The following is an 18429-nucleotide window of genomic DNA, read 5'->3' on the forward strand; positions in this document are numbered from 1 at the left end:
CGGTCGCGCGCGCCGTACCCTGGGGCGCTATGTGCGGGATCGTCGGCTACGTGGGTCCGCGCCAGGCGCTCGACGTCGTGATCGAGGGGCTGCGGCGCCTGGAGTACCGCGGCTACGACTCGGCCGGCGTGGCGCTGGTGGCCGCGACCGAGGGCCGGGACGACGGCGGCGCCATCGCCGAGGCCAAGCGCGCCGGCAAGCTGGCCAACCTCGAGAAGGCGCTCGCCGACGCCCCGCTGCCGCCGTCCACGACCGGCATCGGCCACACCCGCTGGGCCACCCACGGCGCGCCCACCGACGTCAACGCCCACCCGCACCTCGGCAACGAGCGCCGGGTGGCGTTGGTGCACAACGGCATCATCGAGAACTTCGCCGAGCTGCGGGCGCGCCTCGAGGCCGACGATCACGTGCTGCTCTCCGAGACCGACACCGAGGTGGTGGCCCACCTCGTCGAGCTGCAGGTCGTCTCCGGCGTCGACCTCACCACCGCCATGCAGCGGGTCTGCGGCGTGCTCGAGGGCGCCTTCACGCTGGTGGCGGTCGACGCGCTCGACCCCGACCGCGTCGTGGCGGCCCGCCGCAACAGCCCGCTCGTCGTCGGCCTCGGCGAGGGCGAGAACTTTCTCGGCTCCGACGTCGCCGCGTTCATCGAGCACACCCGCGAGGCGCTCGAGCTGGGGCAGGACCAGGTCGTCACCATCACCCGCGACGACGTCGCGGTCACCGACTTCGCCGGCCGGCCCGTCGAGCCCCGCCGCTTCCACGTCGACTGGGACCTCTCGGCCGCCGAGAAGGACGGCCACGACTGGTTCATGCGCAAGGAGATCTTCGAGCAGCCGAAGGCGCTGGCCGACTCCCTGCTCGGACGCCGCGGCCGCACCGGCCAGCTCGAGCTCGACGAGATGCGCCTGTCCGACGACGAGATCCGCGACATCGACAAGATCATCATCGTCGCGTGCGGCACCGCGTTCTACGCGGGCCTGGTCGCGAAGTACGCCATCGAGCACTGGACCCGCGTGCCGGTCGAGGTCGAGCTGGCGTCCGAGTTCCGCTACCGCGACCCGATCCTCACCCGCAGCACGCTGGTGGTGGCGATCAGCCAGTCGGGCGAGACCGCCGACACGCTGCAGGCCCTGCGCCACGCCCGCACCCAGCGCTCGCGGGTGCTCGCCATCTGCAACACCAACGGCTCGACCATCCCGCGCGAGTCGGACGCCGTCATCTACACCCATGCCGGACCCGAGATCGGCGTCGCGTCCACCAAGGGGTTCCTGACCCAGCTGGTGGCCTGCTACCTGCTCGCGCTCTACGTCGCGCAGGTCAAGGGCACCCGGTTCGGCGACGAGATCGACGAGGTGCTCGGCCAGCTCGAGGCCATCCCCGACCAGGTGCAGCGGGTGCTCGACGACGCCGAGTCGGTCTACGCGCTGGCCCGCGACAGCATCGAGGAGCGCACCGTGCTCTTCCTCGGCCGCCACGCCGGCTACCCGGTGGCGCTCGAGGGTGCGCTGAAGCTCAAGGAGCTCGCCTACCTGCACGCCGAGGGCTTCGCCGGCGGCGAGCTGAAGCACGGCCCGATCGCGCTGGTCGAGGACGGCCTGCCGGTGCTGTGCGTCGTCCCGCCGCGCGGGCGCGACCAGCTGCACCAGAAGATGCTCAGCGCCATCTCCGAGGTGCGCGCCCGCGGCGCCCGCACCATCTGCCTGGCCGAGGAGGGCGACCCCGCCGTCGCCGCCATCGCCGACGTCGTCATCTCGCTGCCGCGGGTGCCGGTGCTCATGCAGCCGCTCGTCGCCACCGTGCCGCTGCAGCTGTTCGCCTGCGAGCTCGCCACCCTGCTCGGCCACGACGTCGACCAGCCCCGCAACCTGGCGAAGTCGGTCACGGTCGAGTGAGCGGGCCGGCCGGGCGGCAGTTTCACCACTTAAGTGGTGAAACTCCCGGTTCTGCGACGAAGGTTCGTCGCAGAACCCGCAGTTTCGTCCGGACGCCGGCTGCCCCGGCCCGGCGCGGGGGTGGCGGCGCGTGGCGGTGATCGGGGTCGGGATCGACGTGTGCGACCTGGCGCGGTTCGCGGCGTCGCTCGAGCGGACGCCGGGGCTGCGGGAGCGGCTGTTCACCCCCGCCGAGGCCACCCGGCCGCCGGCGTCGCTGGCGGCGCGGTTCGCGGCGAAGGAGGCGCTGGCCAAGGCGCTCGGGGCGCCGGGCAACCTCGCCTGGCACGACGCCGAGGTGTTCTCCGAGCCGTCCGGGCGGCCGCGGCTCGAGCTGCGCGGCACGGTGGCGGCCCGGGCGGCCGAGCTGGGCGCCGTCCACGTGCACGTCTCGCTCTCGCACGACGCCGGCATCGCCTCGGCCGTGGTGGTGCTCGAGTCGTGACCGGAACGCACCACGGCGCCGGGCCGTCGAACCGAGCATGAGCCGACTCCCCGCCGTCCGACGCGCCTGCGCCGCCCTGGCCGCGGCCCCGCTCCTGCTGGGGCTGGTCGCCTGCGGCGACGACGAGCCCGGTGACGCCACCCGGGCCGGCGACCCGCCGGTCACCTCCGACCCCGCCGACCCGGCCGACCCGGCCGACCCCGCCGACCCGACCGACGCCGCCCCGGTGCCCGACGGGCCGCCGCCGTCGACCGCCCCCGACCCGACCGGCGAGCTCGCCGAGCACGACGGCGCGCCGTGCCCCGCCCGGCTGCCCGAGCCCGCGGTCTCCGGCCCGGCCGCCGCCCCGGCGACCGCGCGGCCCGACCTGCCCGCGCCCGACCGCGCGTGGGTGTGCGACTACGAGCTCGCCGACGGCGGCGGCTGGGAGCGCCTCGAGCCCCTCACCCCGGTGCAGGACGACGACCTCGCCGCCGTCGCGGAGGGCGTCGCCGCGTTGCGGCCCGCCTCGAACGGGCGCTTCTGCACCAAGGAGCTCGGCCCCCGCCACCTGCTGGTGCTCGACACCGACGGCGACCTCACCGGCGTCCTGCTCGACGGCTTCGGCTGCGGCGACGTCCGCCTCACCGACGACCCGCACCGGACCCCGGCCGGCGAGCCGACGGCGCCGGGCGTCGTCCCGGGCGTGCTGCAGGCCGAGGACCTCTTCGCGCTCGAGCTCGAGCGCTACGTGCGCTCCCGCCGCCCGGAGTAGTCCCTGAGCGACGCCGCCGGCGTGCGGCCCGGCGCTAGCGTGGCCGGGTGAGACGCGCGCACACGGTCGAGCAGGTGCGGGAGGCCGAGCGGCAGCTGATGGCCACGCTGCCCGAGGGCGCGCTCATGCAGCGCGCGGCCCACGGGCTGGCCCACGCCGTGCTCGACCTGCTCGGGACGGGCGGGGCCGGCGGGGCCTACGGACGCCGGGTGCTGCTGCTGGTCGGCTCGGGCGACAACGGCGGGGACGCGCTGTTCGCCGGCGCCGTGCTGGCCCGCCGCGGGGTCGCGGTCGAGGCCTGGCTGCTCTCCGAGCGGGCCCACGAGGCCGGACGACGCGCGCTGCTCGCGGCGGGCGGCCGCGTCGTCGACGCGCCGCCCCGCACCCGCCCCGACCTGGTCGTCGACGGCGTCGTCGGCATCGGCGGCCGCGCCGGGCTGAAGCCCGAGGCGCGCGAGGCGCTGGCCGCCGTCGCGGGCGTGCCGGTGGTGGCGGTCGACGTCCCCTCGGGCGTCGCCGTCGACACCGGCGAGCTGCCGCCGGACGGCGACCACGTCACGGCCGCGCTCACCGTCACCTTCGGCACCCACAAGGTCGCGCACCTGGCCGACCCCGCCGCGGCGGTCGTGGGCGCCGTCCACCTCGTCGACATCGGGCTCGGGCCGCTGCTGCCCCCGCCCGCGGCCGAGGCCCTGCAGACCGCCGACGTCGCCGCGCTGCTGCGGCCGCCGGTGGGCGACGCGCAGAAGTACGGCCGCGGCGTGGTGGGCGTGCGCGCCGGGTCGGCCGCCTACCCCGGCGCCGGGCTGCTCTCGACGGCCGGCGCGAGCTGCGGGCTGGCCGGCATGGTGCGCTACGTCGGCGACGACGCCGTGCACGACCTGGTGCGCGAGCAGCACCCCGAGGTCGTCGGCGCCGGGCGGGTGCAGGCGTGGGTGGTCGGGTCGGGCAGCGGCGACGGCGCCGCCGGCACGCTCGCCGAGGCCCTGGCCGACGACGTCCCGACCGTGGTCGACGCCGATGCGCTCGTCCACGCGCCCCGCGACCGGGCCGACCTCGTGCTCACCCCGCACGCCGGCGAGGCGGCCCGGCTGCTCGACGCCGAGCGGGACGACGTCGAGGCGCGTCCGCTCGAGCACGCCCGCCGGCTCGTCGAGGCCCACGGCTGCGTCGTGCTGCTCAAGGGCCGTCACACGATCGTCGCGCACCCCGACGGTCGGGTGCGGGTCACCACCACCGGCACGCCGTGGCTGGCGACGGCCGGCGCGGGCGACGTGCTCGGCGGGCTGGTCGGCGCGCTGCTGGCCAGCGGCCTCGACCCGTTCGACGCCGCGAGCGTCGGCTCGTGGCTGCACGGCGCGGCCGCCACCCGAGCCTCCGGGGGCGGGCCGATCACCGCCGGCGACGTGGCGCGGTCGTTGCCGCCCGTGATCACGGCGGTGCTGGGAGGATCGGGGGCATGACCGCCCGCGCCGAGATCGTCGTCGACCTCGCCGCGGTGCGCCACAACGTGGCGCTGCTGCGCGAGCTGGCCGGCGTACCGGTGATGGCGGTGGTCAAAGCCGACGGCTACGGCCACGGCGCGGTGCGGGTGGCCCGGGCGGCCCGCGCGGCCGGCGCCGAGTGGCTGGCCGTCGCCACGCTCGACGAGGCCCGCGCGCTGCGCGAGGCCGGCGACACCGGGCCGCTGCTCGCCTGGCTCACCGTGCCGGGGGAGCGCTACGACGACGTGCTCGCCGCGGGCGTCGACGTCACCGCCTACTCCGTCGCCCAGCTCGACGAGATCGCGGCCGCGGCGGCGCGCCTGCCCGAGGCGACGGCGTCTGCTCGGGTGCAGCTGAAGGTCGACACCGGCCTGGCCCGGGGCGGCGCGCCGCGGGCCGAGTGGCCCGCCTTCTTCGCCCGTGCCCGCGCCGGTGAGACCGACGGCTCGTGGCGCGTCACCGGGCTGTGGTCGCACCTGGCGTGCGCCGACGAGCCCGACCACCCCGCCAACGACGCCCAGCAGGCTGCCTTCGACGAGGCGGTCGACCACGCCGTCGACGCCGGGCTCGAGCCCGGGCTGCGCCACCTCGCCAACTCCGCGGCCACGCTGCTGCGCCCGCAGGCCCGCTACGACGCCGTCCGGGTCGGCCTGGCCTGCTACGGCCTCGACCCCGCGCCCGGCGTCGACCACGGCACCGACCTGCGCCCGGCGATGACGGTCACGTCCCGGCTCGCACTGGTCAAGCACCTCGCGGCCGGCGACTCGGTCAGCTACGGCCACCAGTGGACGGCGTCCGCCCCCACCACCGTCGGCCTCGTGCCGCTCGGCTACGGCGACGGCGTGCCGGTGGCGGCCACGAACGTGGCCGAGGTCGTCGTCGAGGGCAAGCGCCGTCCGGTGCGCGGCCGGGTGTGCATGGACCAGGTGCTGGTCGACCTCGGCGGCGACACCCCGCCCGCCGGCACCGAGGTGACGCTGCTCGGCCCGCCCGGCGACGGCCGCCCGACCGCCGACGACTGGGCCCGGGCGTGCGGCACCATCAACTACGAGATCGTCACGCGGCTGGGGGGCCAGGTCGGCCGCACGAGCAGGAGGTACGTCGGTGGGTAGCACGCGGCGCTGGGTGCTGGGCTCGCTGGGCGGCGCCGTCGGCCTCGCGGCCGCCGGCACCGCCGTGGGCCTGCTGCGCCAGGAGCGCGCCATCAGCCGCGTCGCCGGCGCCGACGTCCCGTTCGGCAGCCTGCGCTCCGACCCCCTCACCGTCATCGCCGACGACGGCGTGCCGCTGCACGTCGAGGTCGACGAGGCCGAGCCCAGCCAGCCGCTCGAGGGACGCCGCCGCCGCGGCCCCGGCCGGTGGAGCCGGGCGTCCGAGGCGCCGCCGACGGTCGTGTTCGTGCACGGCTACTGCCTCAACCTCGACTGCTGGCACTTCCAGCGCGCGGCCTACCGCGGCCTGGTGCGCGCGGTCTACTACGACCAGCGCTCGCACGGCCGCTCCGGCCGGTCCGACCGCGAGCACGCCACCATCGACCAGCTCGGCCGCGACCTGCGGCAGGTGCTCGACGAGACCGTGCCCGACGGGCCGGTGGTGCTCGTCGGGCACTCCATGGGCGGCATGTCGGTCATCTCGTTCGCCCAGCAGTTCCCCGACCTCATCGGCACCAAGGTCATCGGCGTCGGCCTCATCGCCACCACTGCCGGCGGCCTCGACCCCAGCCGCATCCTCATGCCGCTGCTGCCCTCGCGGCTCACCGGCCGGCTCACCCACCGCGCCGTCGCGGCACTCTCGCGCGGTCACGCGCTCGTGGACGCCGCCCGCCGGGTCGGCCGCGTCGTCGCCACGGTGGCCACCAACGGGTTCGCCTTCGGCGGTGACGTGCCGCCGTCCTACGTCACCTTCGTCGACGACATGCTCGCGGAGACGCCGTTCGAGGTCGTCGCCGACTTCTTCCCGAGCTTCCGCGGCTTCGACGCCTTCGACAGCCTCGAGGTGCTCGACCACGTGCCGGTCTCGATCATCTGCGGCACCGCCGACCGGCTCACCTCGGTGGGCCACTCGCGCAAGCTGCACGCCCGGGTGCCCGCCTCGCGACTGCTCGAGCTCGAGGGCGCCGGCCACATGGTGCCGCTCGAGCGCCACGACCAGGTGAACGCCGAGCTCGACCAGCTCATCACCGCCGCCACCACCCGCGCCTCGGCCCGGTGAGCGGCGCCCCACGGCTGACGGTGCGGCGGGTCGGACCCGAGTCGGCCGCCACGGTGCTGGGCATCGTCCGCGAGGCGTTCGGCACCCGCCCCACGCTGAACCCCCCGGCCGACGCGCTGTCGGAGACCGAGTCGTCGATCGCCACCCGGCTCGCGCTCGGCGGGGGACTGGTCGCCCGCCTGGACGACGAGCCCGTCGGCGCGCTGATCCTCGACGCCGTCGGCGACGCCGTCTACCTGCGCCGCGTCGGCGTGCTCCCGACGGCGCGCGGCCACGGCGTCGCGGCCGGGCTGGTGCGGGCGGCGTCCGAGGCGGCGGTCGGCCGCCGCTGGCTGCGGGTGGTCGCCCGGCAGGAGCTGCCGGCCACGGTGGCATTCTGGGCCCGCCGCGGCTTCGTGCAGACCGACCGCCGCGAGCCGTACGTCGAGCTGGTCAGGAGGGTCCCGGTGCTGCACGAGATCGCCACCGCCGCGCAGATGCGCGCCCTCGGCGCCCGGCTGGCGGCCGACCTGCGTGCCGGCGACGTCGTCGTCCTCACCGGCGACCTCGGCGCCGGCAAGACCACCTTCACCCAGGGCCTGGGGCAGGGGCTCGGCGTCGAGGGCGCGATCACCTCGCCGACCTTCGTCATCGCCCGCGAGCACGCCGCCGCGGGCGGCCGCCCGGCGCTGGTGCACGTCGACGCCTACCGCCTCGGCGGCACCGCCGAGCTCGACGACCTCGACCTCGACACCTCCCTCGACGCCGCCGTCACGGTGGTCGAGTGGGGCGAGGGCGTGGCCGAGGGGCTGGCCGAGTCGCGGGTGGTGGTGCGCATCAGCCGCGTGCCGACAGCGCAGGACCTCGAGGACGCCGAGAGCGACGACGAGCCGCGGCTGGTCGAGATCGAGCGGCTCGGCGCGCGCTGGGTGCGATGACCGCGCCGACCCTGCCGCCCCCGCCGACGGCGCTGGTGGTGGTCGACGTCCAGCACGACGTCGTGCACGCCGACCCGCCGCCGCGCGAGCCCGACGCGCTGCTGGCGGCGCTGCGCACGCTGCTCGCCGCCGCCCGCTCGGCCGGGGCGCTCGTCGTCCACGTGCAGGACGTCGGTGACGCCGACCCCCGCTTCGCGGCCGGCAGCCCCGGCCGGGCGCTCGTGCTCGACGTCGCCGACGGCGAGCCGGTGGTCGAGAAGACCGACGACGACGCCTTCGTCGGCACCCGCCTCGCCGACCTGCTCGCCGGGCACGCGGCCGTGGTGGTGGGCGGGCTGCAGTCGGAGATGTGCGTGGCCGCCACCGCCCGCGGCGCCCTCGCCCGCGGTCTGGCCGTCACGCTGCCGCAGGACGCCCACAGCACCTACGACGTGCCGGCCGGCGACGGCGGCATCGCGGTGCCGGCCGCCCACGTGAGCCGGGTCGCGGCGTGGTCGCTGGGCGACGACGTCGCGCTGCCCGCCCGGTCGGCCGACGTCCGCTTCGGGCCCGTGCCCTAGCGTTCGGAGCGTGCTGCTCGCCTTCGACACCGCCTCGGCCACCGTGAGCGTGGCCGTCGTGCAGGTCGACGGCGGCGAGGGCGTCGGGGTGCGTGCCGAGGTGACCTCCGAGCAGGAGATGCGCCACGGCGAGCAGCTGGCGCCGCTCGTCGCGCGCGCGCTCGAGGAGGGCGGCGTCGACCGCACCGAGGTCACCGCCGTGGCCGTCGGGGTCGGGCCGGGCCCGTTCACCGGCCTCCGGGTCGGCCTCGTCACCGCGCGCACGCTCGGCTTCGTGCTCGACGTGCCGGTCTACGGCGTCTGCTCGCTCGACGTGCTGGCCGTGCAGGCCGTCGACACCGGCGCGGTCGACTCGCCGTTCGTCGTCGCCACCGACGCCCGCCGCAAGGAGGTCTTCCTCGCCGGCTACGACGAGGACGGCGTCCGCACCACCGGCCCCGCGGTCTCGAAGCCCGCCGAGGTCGCCACCGACGCGCCGGTCGTGGGGGAGGGGGCGGTGCTCTACCCCGAGGCGTTCCCGAACGCCATCGGGCCGCGGCGTGCCTCGGCCGCCTGGCTGGGCCTCGTCGTCGCCCAGGAGCGTGCCGAGCTGCTCGACCCCGAGCCGCTCTACCTGCGCCGCCCCGACGCCGAGGTGCCCGGGCCGCCCAAGCCGGTCTCGTGAGCGACCCCGTCGTCCGGCGCGCCACCCCGGACGACGCCGACGCCGTCGCCGCCCTCGAGGCCGAGGCGCTCGGACGCGACGCCTGGTCGCCCGGCCTGGTCGCCGCCGGCGTCTCGGGCGAGGTGCCCACGGTGACCTACCTCGTGGCCGAGGTGGACGGCGTCCTCGCCGGGTACGCGGTCGGCAGCGTCGCCGGTGACCTCGCCGAGCTGCAGCGCATCGCGGTCGGGGCGGGCCATCGACGCCGGGGCCTCGCCTCGGTGCTGCTCGAGGCGCTGGTCGACCTCGCCCGCGACGGCGGCGCCGACCGGCTGCTGCTCGAGGTGCGCGAGGACAACCACGGCGCCGCCGCGTTCTACGCCGCCCGCGGCTTCACCGAGATCGACCGGCGCCGCCGCTACTACCGCGACGGCGCCACCGCCGTCGTCCTGCTCCGCGAGATTGCCTGACCGGGTCTCGAGGCTCGGCCGTGGCCGGCCTCGCACCTCGACCATCGTCGTCCGGCGCTGCGTACCCAGCGCACGTGCACGGACCCTGAGCTTGTCGAAGGGCTTACGTGCGGTGGCCCTTCGACAGGCTCAGGGTCCGTGGGTCGCGTTCGCACCGACGTCGGCCGGCCACGCACCTCGACCATCGTCGGTTCACGATGGTCGAGGTGCGAGGAGCCCTGGCGACGAGCCTCGAGACCGCTCAGCCGACGACGTAGAACGCCGGGCTGGTGGAGGGGTCGGTGCCGCCGCCCTTGGCCGGGCCGGCGATCGTCTCGATGGTGCCGTCGAGGTCCATCGTCTGCACTGACCATCGCGCCGTGGTGAAGTCGTAGACCGTGGTGATGATCGTCTGGTCGTCGAGCCACTCGTAGGTGTTCATGTAGGCGTCACCGGGGTCGAACGTGGCCACGACGGCTCCGTCGAGGTCGACGATGTAGAGCACGCCCGGGCCGATGCCGTCGCTCTGGATGTCGGTGCCCAGCGCATACCGGCCGTCGGGGGACAGCTCGTCGAGCCGGTAGTCGCACTGCTCCAGGACCGGACGGCCCTTGTCGAAGAGGTTGCTGCAGTACTCGAACCTCCCGGTGTCGACCACCGTGCTCACGAGCCCATCGTCGGTGGCGTCGAGCACCGAGACCACGTCGGACTGCGGCGTCGCGGCACCAGTGCCGTTGATGGCGACCGGTGGCTCCGCCGTCCGCTCGGACCTCAGGTAGACCTGACAGTCCTCGTCGTCGCACGCGGGCCCACCGGTCACGGCGACCGGCGTCCAGAACCGGTAGTCCTCGGCCAGCACGCTGGTGCCGCTCTCCCAGATCGCGCGCACCTCGCCGCCGCGGGTGACGAACGCGACGACGCCGCTGTCGCCGACCACCATGGAGGCCTCGGTGGGATAGCTGTCGACCACCTGCCCGTCCTCGATCACGTCGACCGCCTGCTGCGAGCCGTCGTCGTTGCGCCGGAAGGCCACGATGCGGCCCTCGCCCTGCACGACCGCGTTGGTGTACGTCGAGGCCGCGGACGGCAGCTGAGTGACGGACCCGTCGACCAGGTGCAACTGGTCGCCCTCGAGGTAGAGCGCGTCGGCCGGTGGTTCGGCCTCGGGCGCCGGGGGCGTCGGGTCGACCGCCTCCGTCGGCTGCGTCGCGGCGGGGACGACGCGGCCCTCGTCCGCCTGCCCGTTCGCGGCCAGCAGGGCCACCGGCAGGACGACGGCCGCGGCGGCCAGCCCGGCCACGGCGGCGCCGACCCGGCGCTTGCGGCGGATGCGCACGGCCTTGCCGCGCACGGAATCGAGGTCGAAGGGGGCCTCGTGGAGGTCGCGGACGCGCCGGTCGAACTCGGTGCTCATCACGCCCTCCCAGGCTCGGTGGTCCGTGGACCCGCTCTCGTCGTTCTGGTTCTGGTTCATGTCGTTCATCGCCCGCCTCCGGGGTGCAGGTCGACCGGGACGCGCTGGCGCAGCGAGGCGATGGCCCGGCTGCACTGCGACTTCACGGTGCCGGTCGAGATGCCGAGCACGTCGGCCGTCTCGGCCTCGCTCAGCTGTTCGTAGTAGCGCAGGACGAGGACCGCGCGCGCCTTCGGCGGCAGCGACTGGACGACGTCCCAGAGCGCGGCGCCCTGACCCTCGTCGTGCTGGTCGTGGTGCGGGTCGCCCTCGGGCAGGACCTCAGTGGTGTGCTCGCGGCGCTTCCAGCCGCGACGCCACAGCGAGTTGTTCTCGTTGACCATGATCCGCCGCAGGTAGGCGTCGACGGAGTCGCGGTCGCGCACCTTGTCCCAGGCGAGGTAGAGCTTGGCCAGCGAGGTCTGCAGCACGTCCTCCGCCACGTGGCGGTCGCCGGTGAGCAGATAGGCGGTGCGCAGCAGGCTCGGCTGCCGGGCGTGCAGGTAGGCGGTGAACTCGGCGTCCTTGCGCTCGCGCTTGGACTCCTTGCTCATGCCGCCAGTCTCGGGCTCCGGCCGCCCCCGTGGGTGCGCCATCGCACTTCCTCCTCGGTTCACGCCACCAAGACGCCGACCGGGCCGGACAGGTTGCAATCCGGTATTGCATGCTCGGGGCATACAAATCTACGGTGGTCGGGTGTCGTCCGCCCCGTGGAGCCGTGACCGCAACCGCATCGGCGCCGCCATGCTGCTGCTCGGCGACCGCGTGGCCGCCGCCGGCGCCGAGGCCACCGGGCTGCGCGGCGGCGCGCCCGCGGCTCTGGTCTCGCTGCTCGGCTGGGCCGACGGGCACCACCTCGACGCGCTGGCGGGCGGGCTCGGGCTGAGCCACTCCCGCACGGTGCGCATCGTCGACGGCCTCGAGCGCGACGGCCTCGTCGAGCGGGTCGCCGACACCGTCGACGGCCGCCGCGCGCTCGTCGTCCTCACCGACGAGGGACGGCGCCGGGCCGAGGCCGCCGTCGCCGCCCGCAGCGTGGTGCTGGACGACGTCCTCGCCGTGCTGGACGACGACCAGCGCCGGGCCGTGGCCGCCGCGGCCGAGCGGGTGCTGCTCGACCAGGCCGTCGACCGGCGCACCGCCCGCCACATCTGCCGCCTCTGCGACGTCGTCGCCTGCGGGCACCGTGACGGCGACTGCCCCGCCACCCGCGGGGCCGACCGACGCGAAGCGCTCCCACCCACCGAAGGAGAGTCCCGATGAACCCGCACGCACCTCGTCGTCCCGCCCGCCGCCTCGCGGGCCTGCTCGCCGCTCTCGCGGCCCTGACAGCGCTCGTCGCGCCACCGTCGTCCGGGCATTCGTTGCAGGCCGCTGCGAGCCCCGCCGCGCGACCCGCCCCGGGCGGCTGGGAGCGCTACCCGGCGGCCGACTTCGTCTCGCCGCGCGGCGACCTGTGCGACTTCCGCCTGCGCTCGCAGGTGCGCTTCGACCAGGTCTACGCCCGCACCACCGAGACGTTCGCGAACGGCGACCCCCGCACCCAGCAGTTCTCGGGCCCGCTCGTGGTCTCGCTGCAGAACGCCGCCACCGGACGCCGCCTGCAGCGCGACCTCAGCGGCCGCGCCGTCGCCCACTACCGCCGCGACGGCAGCTTCACCTACGTGATCAGCGGCCCGGTCGCCGTCGGCTTCCACCGCGGCGACGGCCTGCCCCGCGGCTACTACGTGCTGCACGGGCGCCACGTCGTCCGCTTCGCCGCCGACGGACGCCGCACGATCGTCGCCGACCACGGCACCGAGGAGAACCTCTGCCGCTCCCTGCGCCAGCGATGAGGCGCCCCGCCGCGCCCCGAGTAGCCTCGGGTTCGTGGCAGGACCCGACTTCGACACCGAGATCAAGCAGCTGCAGGCGACGATGACGACGATCGGGCAGGTGCTCGACCTCGACGGCATGCGCGCCGAGATCGCCGACCTCGGCGAGCAGGTCGCCGCCCCCGACCTGTGGGACGACCAGGACAACGCGACCCGCGTCACCGGCCGTCTCTCCGACCTGCAGGGCCAGGTCGACCGGTTCAGCGAGCTCAGCGGCCGCATCGACGACCTCGCGATCATGGTCGAGCTCAGCCGCGAGGAGGACGACGCCGACAGCCTCGCCGAGGCCGAGCGCGAGCTGCGCAAGGTCCAGACCGCCGTCGAGAGCCTCGAGGTGCGCACGCTGCTCTCGGGCGAGTACGACGCCCGCGAGGCGATCGTGACCATCCGCTCGGGCGCCGGTGGCGTCGACGCCGCCGACTTCGCCGAGATGCTGATGCGCATGTACACGCGCTGGGCCGAGCGCAACAAGTTCCCCGTCGAGGTCTTCGACGTCTCCTACGCCGAGGAGGCCGGCATCAAGTCGGCCGAGTTCGCCATCCACTCGCCCTACGCCTACGGCACGCTCTCGGTCGAGGTCGGCACGCACCGCCTGGTGCGCATCAGCCCCTTCGACAACCAGGGCCGCCGCCAGACGTCGTTCGCCGCCGTCGAGGTCGTCCCGCAGCTCGAGCAGACCGACGAGATCGAGATCGACGAGAACGAGGTCCGCACCGACGTCTTCCGCTCGGGCGGCCCCGGTGGCCAGTCGGTCAACACCACCGACTCCGCCGTGCGCCTCACGCACATCCCCACCGGCATCGTCGTCTCGTGCCAGAACGAGAAGAGCCAGCTGCAGAACAAGGCTGCGGCGATGATCGTGCTCAAGGCCAAGCTGCTGGCCCGGAAGAAGGCCGAGGAGGCGGCGCTCAAGAAGGACCTCAAGGGCGACGTCGCCGCCAGCTGGGGCGACCAGATGCGCAACTACGTGCTGAACCCCTACCAGATCGTCAAGGACCTCCGCACCGGCTTCGAGGTCGGCAACCCCACCTCGGTCTTCGACGGCGAGATCGACGGCTTCCTCGAGGCCGGCATCCGCTGGCGCCGCGGCTCCGAGCGCGACGCCGCGGCCGCCGACGCCTGACCCACCACGCTGACCCGTCAGACATGTCCGACGGGTCAGCGTCGATCTCGCGGTGACCCGTCAGACATGTCTGACGGGTCGACCTCAGCCTTCGTCGGAGGCGAGGTCGGCGACGAGGGCGGTGCCGACGGCGTCGAGGACGTCGGCGGGCGGGGTGTCGACGCCCACGATGGTCAGCAGGCCGACGCGGTCGCCGGTGACGGCGAGCCAGAGGGTGCCGTCGGCGCCGGACCCGTCGGGGTAGTCGTAGGCGATGACGCTCGCGCCGGGGACGTCGACCGCGGTCGCGGCCATCGGGCCGTCGGCGCACGCGGCGAAGCCGGTGACGATGCGGTCGCCGACGTCGCGGGCCTGCGCGGCGTCCTCCCACACGCTGTAGACCCGGCCCGCGCCGACCTGGCCGGCGCGCAGCTCGGTGGCGCCTTCGGCCCGCGGCTCGGCGCGTCCGGCCGACAGGCAGGGGCCGTCGGTGAGCACGGGGGACCCGCCCTCCCGCCAGCCGTCGACCCACGGTGCGGTGGCTGCGGAGAGCGACTCGGCCGTCAGCGGAGCCGGCGCCGGCGCCTCCGGCGGGGGAGCAGTCGGCGGGGGAGTGGTCGGCGAGGGGCCGGCCGGGTCGGTGGCCGTGCCGCCACCACCGGTCAGCAGCGGCACGCAAACCGCGACGGCGGCCAACGCGGCGACGGCACCGGCGCCCACGCCGACGGCCCGCCGACGGCGGGACGACGCGACGGCCCGGTCGGCGCCGCGGCCGCACGAGGTGTCGGCGACGTCGCGCGCGAGGTCGTCGAAGGCGCGGTCGAGGTCGAAGGTCTCAGGCATGGGAGGGCTCCGCATCGGTGTTGTCCGGTGTGTCGTTCGAGGGGTCGAGCAGGACGGCGAGCGCCGCCCGCCCGCGGGAGAGCCGCGCCTTGACGGTGCCCTCGGGGCACCGCTCGACGGCGGCCACCTCGGCGACCGGCAGGCCGGCGAGGTGGTGCAGCACCAGCGCCCGGCGCTGGGCCTCGGGCAGCTCACGCAGCGCCCGCACCAGCGCGACGCTGGTCTCGTCGGGCCCGCGCGCCGGCTCCGGCGGACGCTGCCGCCCGAGCCAGGCGGTCGCCGTCCGACGGCGTCGCCAGCTGCTGACGGCCAGCCGCGTGGCGACCTGCCGCACCCAGGCGGCCGGCTCGTCGTACCCGCGCAGCCGGCTCCACCGCGACCACGCGCGGGTGTAGGCCTCCTGCGCGAGCTCCTCGGCCACGGCAAGGTCACCGGTGACGGCGTAGGCGCACGCGACGGTGCGCCCCCACGTCGCGTCGTAGAACGCGGCGAAGTCGCGCTCCCTGCTCGTGCTGCGGTCTGGTGGCATCGCGGCCCTCCGGTCGGGGCGGCGACCCCTGAGGCCGCCGAGTGAACCAGACACGCGTGGGTCCCCGCGCCGGTTGCACACCGTGTACAACTGGCGCGTGAGCACCCCGCCGGACGCCGCTCGCTCGGCCGCCGACGCCGCCCTGGCCCACCTCGGCCGACGTCGCCGCCAGACCTTCGCGCTGCGGCTCGAGCGCTGGTGGCCCGACCTGCTGGCCGGCGTGGCCGCCGTCCACGACGACGCCGAGGCGGTCGCCGTCCGGCTGGTGCAGTCGGCGGCCCGGGGGTACGCCGAGCGCGACCGCGACCTGCGCGACCTCGACGACCGGCGGCTGCTGCGTCCCGACTGGGTGCAGCAGCCAGGCATGGTCGGCTACGCCTGCTACGCCGACCGGTTCGCACCCGACGGCACCCTGCGCGGGATCGAGCAGCGCCTCGACCACCTGCAGGCGCTCGGCGTCACCTACCTGCACCTGATGCCGCTGCTGCAGCCCCGCGAGGGCGACAACGACGGCGGCTACGCGGTGGCCGACTACCGCGCCGTCCGCGCCGACCTCGGCACGGTCGACGACCTGCGCGAGCTCGCCGCCACCCTGCGCGGCCGCGGCATCAGCCTGGTGGTCGACCTCGTGCTCAACCACGTCGCCCGCGAGCACGCCTGGGCGGCCGCCGCGCGCGCCGGCGACCCGACGTACCGCGGCTACTTCCACGTCTTCGCCGACCGCGAGCTGCCCGACCAGTACGAGCGCACGCTGCCCGACGTCTTCCCCGACTTCGCGCCAGGCAGCTTCACCCACGACCCCGACCTCGACGCCTGGGTGTGGACGACGTTCAACGCGTTCCAGTGGGACCTGAACTGGGCGAATCCCGCCGTCCTCGCCGAGTTCGCGGACATCGTCGTCGACCTCGCCAACCTCGGCGTCGAGGTGCTGCGCCTCGACGCCATCGCCTTCCTGTGGAAGCGCCTGGGCACCGACTGCCAGAACCAGCCCGAGGTGCACGCGATCACGCAGGCGCTGCGGGCGGTGGCCCGGATGGCGGCGCCGGCGCTGCTGTTCAAGGCCGAGGCGATCGTCGGCCCGCGCGACCTCACGCCCTACCTCGGCGTCGGCGAGCGCACCGGCCGGGTCAGCGACCTCGCCTACCACAACAGCCTCATGGTGCAGGTGTGGTCGATGCTCGCCGCCGGCGAGACGCGGCTCGCCCGGCGCGCGCTCGGCCACCTGCCGGCCACCCCGCCGAGCGGCACCTGGATCACCTACGTGCGCTGCCACGACGACATCGGCTGGGCCATCGACGACGCCGACGCGGGCGCCGTCGGCGTCACCGGCCCGGGCCACCGCCACTTCCTGGCCGACTGGTACGCCGGGGTGCACCCCGGCTCGTGGGCCGAGGGCCTGGTCTTCCAGCACAACCCGGCCACCGGCGACCGCCGCATCAGCGGGACGTCGGCCTCGCTCGCCGGCCTCGGCGCCGGCCGCCGCGACCCCGAGGGCGCCTTCGCCCGCGTCTTCCTGGCGCACGCGGTGGCGTTCGGCTGGGGCGGGGTGCCGGTGGTGTGGAGCGGCGACGAGCTCGGCCTGCCCAACGATCCCGACTGGGCCGCCGAGCCCGGCCACGAGGACGACAACCGCTGGGCCCACCGCCCCCGCGTCACCGACGCCGACCTCGCCGCCGGCCGCGACCCCGGCTCCGACGCCGGCCGGGTGCTGGGCGGCCTCGCCCACCTCGCCCGGGTGCGCGCCGCGCTGCCGCAGCTGCACGCCTCCGCCCCGGTCGAGGTGCTCGACGTCGACGGCGGCCGGGTGGACGACGGCCTGCTCGCCGTCGTCCGGCGCCACCCGAGCGGCGTGCTGGTCGGGGTCTACAACGTGACGCCCGAGCCCCGCCCGCTGCCGCTGTCGGTGCTGCACGACGCCGGCCTCACCACCCCCCTCGACGCCATCGGCGGCCACCTCGTCACCGCCGGCGCCGACGGCGTCGTCTGGCTGCCCCCGTACGCCGCCTGGTGGGTCGTCGACGCCTGACCTCCGGTGGTCGAGCAGCGAGGAACGAGCGTCGTCGAAACCACCGGCCCACCGGGGGGACGTTCGCGTGGGGCTGCCCTTCGACAGGCTCAGGGTCCGTGGGGTCGGGTTCGCGTCGACGCTCCGGGGTCTCGAGGCTCGGCCGTGGCCGGCCTCGCACCTCGACCATCGTGATGCCGGCCCCCGGCGGGGAGGTTCGCGTGGGGCTGCCCTTCGACAGGCTCAGGGTCCGTGGGGTCGGGTTCGCGTCGACGCTCCGGGGTCTCGAGGCTCGGCCGCGGCCGGCCTCACACCTCGACCATCGTGATGCCGGCCCCCGGCGGGGACATTCGCTCGCGTGGGGCTGCCCTTCGACAGGCTCAGGGTCCGTGCGGCCGGGTTCGCGTTGACGCTCAGGGGTCTCGCACCTCGACCATCGTGGGGTGGCCCCGACGATGGTCGAGGTGCGAGGAGCCCTGGCGACGAGCCTCGAGACCTCCGGCCCGTCGGGGTCGGGGCGCGTCAGCCGGCGACCGCGGCGGCCTGGGCGACGCCGACGCACCAGCGGCCGGTGCGGTCGAGCAGCTCGGCCTCGGGGGTGTCGGTGCCGCTGACGGTCACCGAGCAGGTCAGCCAGGCGTCGCCGAACAGGCCGCGGAACGACGTCTCGGTGCCGCGCGGCGCCTCGCAGAGCAGCGCGACCGAGCGCAGCCCGAAGTCGGGCGCGCGGCCGGCGACCTCGCAGCCCTCCTCGGCGACGGCGGCGCGGCGCAGCGCCCGCGCCTCGCGCGAGGTCACCGGGGGCGCGAAGACCCAGCCGCGGGCGACGGCGTCGTCGGTGCGCCACCGGCAGCCGAACTCGTGGACGACGTCGGTCACGCCGCCGACCTCGGCCCGGTCGCCGTCCACGTAGGCGTCGGCCTGCGAGACCGCGGGGGTCGCGCCGTCGTCCAGGCCGAGCGCGACGGCCAGCGTCTCGTCGTCGATCGCGTCGCAGAACGACGCGCGCTGCAGCGCCACGACGGTGGTGTCGTAGTCGGAGAGCGGCGTGGTCTCCACCGTGGGCGACACCGTGGGAGCCGAGGGCGTCGGCGGGGCGGCGTCGTCCCCGTCGTCCCCGTCGAGCACCACGACGCCGACCGCCACCGCGGCGACCGTCACGACGACCGCGGCGAGAGCGACGAGGACCTTCCTGGACACCCCGACACCCTACGGATCGCGGTTTG

19 protein-coding genes are annotated in these 18429 nt (G+C 75.6%); 14 read left to right on the top strand and 5 right to left on the bottom strand.

Annotated elements, in window-relative coordinates; genetic code table 11:
- The first annotated feature begins 29 nt into the window (after positions 1 to 29).
- The 10 genes from glmS (at position 30) to rimI (ending at position 9418) form a co-directional block, all read left to right on the top strand.
- Complete coding sequence (gene glmS / locus ABEA04_RS08540; RefSeq protein ID WP_345456967.1) at positions 30 to 1895, top strand: glutamine--fructose-6-phosphate transaminase (isomerizing); 1866 nt, start codon at positions 30 to 32, stop codon at positions 1893 to 1895.
- Positions 1896 to 2025: 130 nt separating this feature from the next.
- The gene (locus ABEA04_RS08545; protein ID WP_345456968.1) at positions 2026 to 2379 is read left to right on the top strand and encodes a holo-ACP synthase; all 354 of its coding nucleotides are present in this window, start codon (positions 2026 to 2028) and stop codon (positions 2377 to 2379) included.
- A 37-nt stretch (positions 2380 to 2416) separates the two neighbouring features.
- On the top strand, positions 2417 to 3133 hold the full coding sequence (locus ABEA04_RS08550) for a hypothetical protein (RefSeq protein WP_345456971.1): 717 nt from the start codon (positions 2417 to 2419) through the stop codon (positions 3131 to 3133).
- Between the two features lie 47 nt (positions 3134 to 3180).
- Positions 3181 to 4596 carry a bifunctional ADP-dependent NAD(P)H-hydrate dehydratase/NAD(P)H-hydrate epimerase gene (locus ABEA04_RS08555; RefSeq protein WP_345456974.1) on the top strand — a complete coding sequence of 472 codons (1416 nt, stop codon included), beginning with the start codon at positions 3181 to 3183 and terminating at the stop codon, positions 4594 to 4596.
- A complete protein-coding gene (alr, locus tag ABEA04_RS08560) occupies positions 4593 to 5729 on the top strand; it encodes an alanine racemase (RefSeq protein ID WP_345456977.1) in 1137 nt (378 codons plus the stop codon). The genes ABEA04_RS08555 and alr overlap by 4 nt, the downstream gene beginning before the upstream one ends.
- Positions 5722 to 6828 (top strand): alpha/beta fold hydrolase, encoded by a 1107-nt coding sequence (locus ABEA04_RS08565; protein WP_345456980.1) that lies wholly within the window; start codon positions 5722 to 5724, stop codon positions 6826 to 6828. The genes alr and ABEA04_RS08565 overlap by 8 nt, the downstream gene beginning before the upstream one ends.
- Complete coding sequence (gene tsaE / locus ABEA04_RS08570; protein WP_345456983.1) at positions 6825 to 7745, top strand: tRNA (adenosine(37)-N6)-threonylcarbamoyltransferase complex ATPase subunit type 1 TsaE; 921 nt, start codon at positions 6825 to 6827, stop codon at positions 7743 to 7745. Before ABEA04_RS08565 ends, tsaE begins: the two co-directional genes overlap by 4 nt.
- The gene (locus tag ABEA04_RS08575) at positions 7742 to 8305 is read left to right on the top strand and encodes an isochorismatase family protein (RefSeq protein WP_345456986.1); all 564 of its coding nucleotides are present in this window, start codon (positions 7742 to 7744) and stop codon (positions 8303 to 8305) included. The genes tsaE and ABEA04_RS08575 overlap by 4 nt, the downstream gene beginning before the upstream one ends.
- 10 nt (positions 8306 to 8315) lie before the next feature.
- The gene (gene tsaB, locus ABEA04_RS08580) at positions 8316 to 8969 is read left to right on the top strand and encodes a tRNA (adenosine(37)-N6)-threonylcarbamoyltransferase complex dimerization subunit type 1 TsaB (RefSeq protein ID WP_345456989.1); all 654 of its coding nucleotides are present in this window, start codon (positions 8316 to 8318) and stop codon (positions 8967 to 8969) included.
- Positions 8966 to 9418: a ribosomal protein S18-alanine N-acetyltransferase gene (rimI, locus tag ABEA04_RS08585; protein ID WP_345456992.1), complete on the top strand. Its 453-nt coding sequence runs from the start codon at positions 8966 to 8968 to the stop codon at positions 9416 to 9418. The genes tsaB and rimI overlap by 4 nt, the downstream gene beginning before the upstream one ends.
- 241 nt (positions 9419 to 9659) lie before the next feature.
- Here rimI and ABEA04_RS08590 read toward each other — a convergent pair whose 3' ends face one another.
- Positions 9660 to 10811, bottom strand: coding sequence for a hypothetical protein (locus tag ABEA04_RS08590; protein WP_345456995.1), 1152 nt, complete (start codon positions 10809 to 10811; stop codon positions 9660 to 9662).
- A gap of 65 nt (positions 10812 to 10876) precedes the next feature.
- Complete coding sequence (locus ABEA04_RS08595) at positions 10877 to 11404, bottom strand: SigE family RNA polymerase sigma factor (protein ID WP_345456998.1); 528 nt, start codon at positions 11402 to 11404, stop codon at positions 10877 to 10879.
- A 142-nt stretch (positions 11405 to 11546) separates the two neighbouring features.
- On the opposite strand from ABEA04_RS08595, the gene ABEA04_RS08600 reads away from it, so the two are divergent.
- Genes ABEA04_RS08600 through prfB form a run of 3 tightly spaced genes read left to right on the top strand, consistent with a single transcriptional unit; the run spans position 11547 to position 13847 of the window.
- The gene (locus ABEA04_RS08600) at positions 11547 to 12113 is read left to right on the top strand and encodes a MarR family winged helix-turn-helix transcriptional regulator (RefSeq protein ID WP_345457001.1); all 567 of its coding nucleotides are present in this window, start codon (positions 11547 to 11549) and stop codon (positions 12111 to 12113) included.
- Positions 12110 to 12685: a hypothetical protein gene (locus ABEA04_RS08605; protein ID WP_345457003.1), complete on the top strand. Its 576-nt coding sequence runs from the start codon at positions 12110 to 12112 to the stop codon at positions 12683 to 12685. Before ABEA04_RS08600 ends, ABEA04_RS08605 begins: the two co-directional genes overlap by 4 nt.
- 34 nt (positions 12686 to 12719) lie before the next feature.
- Positions 12720 to 13847 (top strand): peptide chain release factor 2, encoded by a 1128-nt coding sequence (gene prfB, locus ABEA04_RS08610; protein ID WP_345457005.1) that lies wholly within the window; start codon positions 12720 to 12722, stop codon positions 13845 to 13847.
- Positions 13848 to 13931: 84 nt separating this feature from the next.
- Here prfB and ABEA04_RS08615 read toward each other — a convergent pair whose 3' ends face one another.
- Positions 13932 to 14669 (bottom strand): hypothetical protein, encoded by a 738-nt coding sequence (locus ABEA04_RS08615; protein ID WP_345457008.1) that lies wholly within the window; start codon positions 14667 to 14669, stop codon positions 13932 to 13934.
- Positions 14662 to 15198 carry a SigE family RNA polymerase sigma factor gene (locus ABEA04_RS08620; RefSeq protein WP_345457011.1) on the bottom strand — a complete coding sequence of 179 codons (537 nt, stop codon included), beginning with the start codon at positions 15196 to 15198 and terminating at the stop codon, positions 14662 to 14664. Before ABEA04_RS08620 ends, ABEA04_RS08615 begins: the two co-directional genes overlap by 8 nt.
- 142 nt (positions 15199 to 15340) lie before the next feature.
- On the opposite strand from ABEA04_RS08620, the gene ABEA04_RS08625 reads away from it, so the two are divergent.
- Positions 15341 to 17224: an alpha-amylase family protein gene (locus ABEA04_RS08625; protein WP_425577013.1), complete on the top strand. Its 1884-nt coding sequence runs from the start codon at positions 15341 to 15343 to the stop codon at positions 17222 to 17224.
- A gap of 501 nt (positions 17225 to 17725) precedes the next feature.
- Here the strand turns inward: ABEA04_RS08625 and ABEA04_RS08630 are convergent.
- The gene (locus ABEA04_RS08630) at positions 17726 to 18403 is read right to left on the bottom strand and encodes a hypothetical protein (protein WP_345457016.1); all 678 of its coding nucleotides are present in this window, start codon (positions 18401 to 18403) and stop codon (positions 17726 to 17728) included.
- Positions 18404 to 18429: the final 26 nt, after the last annotated feature.

Origin of the sequence: Nocardioides marinquilinus (assembly GCF_039543705.1) — a bacterium.
GTDB lineage: Bacteria > Actinomycetota > Actinomycetes > Propionibacteriales > Nocardioidaceae > Nocardioides > Nocardioides marinquilinus.